This is a genomic window from Fictibacillus sp. NRS-1165 (assembly GCF_050468105.1).
In the GTDB taxonomy this organism is placed as follows: Bacteria; Bacillota; Bacilli; order Bacillales; family Fictibacillaceae; genus Fictibacillus_C; species Fictibacillus_C terrinigri.
On the sequence record NZ_JBDPNU010000168.1, the window covers coordinates 1 to 1,651 of the forward strand.

At 41.4% G+C, this 1,651-nt stretch carries 2 protein-coding genes; both read left to right on the plus strand.

The genetic code is table 11. The features are described from left to right. Positions 1-347 precede the first annotated feature (347 nt). Positions 348-1,010, plus strand: a complete 663-nt coding sequence (locus ABHN01_RS25595) for a GntR family transcriptional regulator (RefSeq protein WP_429877883.1) — start codon at positions 348-350, stop codon at positions 1,008-1,010. A 57-nt stretch (positions 1,011-1,067) separates the two neighbouring features. Continuing rightward, positions 1,068-1,625 carry a Gfo/Idh/MocA family protein gene (locus ABHN01_RS25600; protein ID WP_429877884.1) on the plus strand — a complete coding sequence of 186 codons (558 nt, stop codon included), beginning with the start codon at positions 1,068-1,070 and terminating at the stop codon, positions 1,623-1,625. The last annotated feature ends 26 nt before the right edge of the window (positions 1,626-1,651 follow it).

Below are 1,651 nucleotides of genomic sequence, written 5' to 3' on the forward strand. Positions count from 1 at the left end.
CAAAAAATGTATTATTTATTCTGAACTATGCTGCCTTCCAATAAGGGAAAAAATAAACAAAATAAAGGAAAGAACCGATTCCTTATTTACCTAGGGAATCGGTTTTAATTACAGTCGGCATTTTCACTGGTGTTCTGAATCATCTAACGTGCGCTGGGTTTTTGACACTTTACAGGAGGTCAATAAAAGAGTGAAGGAGGTGTTTTAAGTGAAAAAGTTAGTTGTTGGCAAGAATTACCGTTAAGCGCTTTCAAAATAACGATTTACAATTGATATTTGCTTTGCTAATATTCTGAATATACTAGTATGGTAGTATGGCAGTTTATGAATACTTGGAGGAGAACTAATTGAAATCAAATCTCTCTACTAGGGACCAGGTTTATACGGATCTGAAAGAACAAATTTTAATTCTTCAGCTTACTCCAGGGACAGGTATTTCCGAAAAAGAGATATCATTACAATTCAATGTAAGCCGTACCCCGGTGAGAGAGGCGTTTCTGCGTCTGGCACAAGAAGGTCTAGTCGATGTTTTCCCGCAGCGGGGAACGTTTGTATCTTTAATAGACTTAGAATCTGTGGAAGAAGCTAGGTTCATGCGCGAGCATGTGGAGAGAGCTGTCATTCGGCTGGCTTGTGACTATTTAACACAGGAAAACCTCATGGAATTGGAAACGAATGCGAGCTTCCAAAAGAAATGCATAAAGGAAAAAGACTTTAAAAGAATGTTTGAGCTGGATGAGGAATTTCACCACACGATTTTTGAGGGGTGTAATAAAAGTAAAACCTGGTCAGTAATTCAACAAATGAATCTGGATTTTAATCGAAGCCGGTTGTTAAGGTTGGTAGCGGACCACAATTGGGACCATATTTTGAATCAACATGTACAGATTTTAGAAGCGATAAGAAAGAAAGATGCCGATCTTGCAGAAAAATTGACGGAAGATCACTTGATGCTGGCAGTTATTGATAAACAGTTATTAAAAGTACATTACCCAAACTACTTCAAGTGAGAACAAGAGAATAAGCGACTGCCAGACTATCAGGATAATACTTGGAGGAGTTGACGAATGAAAGAGGTTTTGAACTTCGGAATCGTTGGATATGGTATGATCGCCAAAATTCATGCGACGTGCATCGATGAAATACAAGGCGCTAAATTAATTGCAGTATGCGGTAATAACCAGAACAAAGCAGAATCTTTCGCGGCCAGTTACGGAGCACAAGTCTATACGGATTATGATGAGATGCTAGCGAATAAGGACATAGATGTTGTTTGTATACTTACGCCGAGCGGAACGCATGCGGAGCTGGGCATGGCTGCCGCCCTGTCCGGTAAACACATCATTGTGGAAAAACCGATTGACGTCACGCTTGAAGCGACCGATAAACTTCTCGAGACATGCCGCGCCTGTCATGTAAAACTTTGCTGCATTTCCCAGCATAGATATGATCCAGCGATTGTTGAATTAAAAAAGGCGGTGGACACCAACCAGCTGGGGCAGTTGAACTTTGGCGTCTCACGCACAACCTGGTACCGCTCCCAGGAGTACTATGACAGTAATAGCTGGCGCGGTACAAGGGCATTGGATGGGGGAGGCGCACTGATCAACCAATCCATTCACTAAGTGGATTTACTCCAATACATTATGGG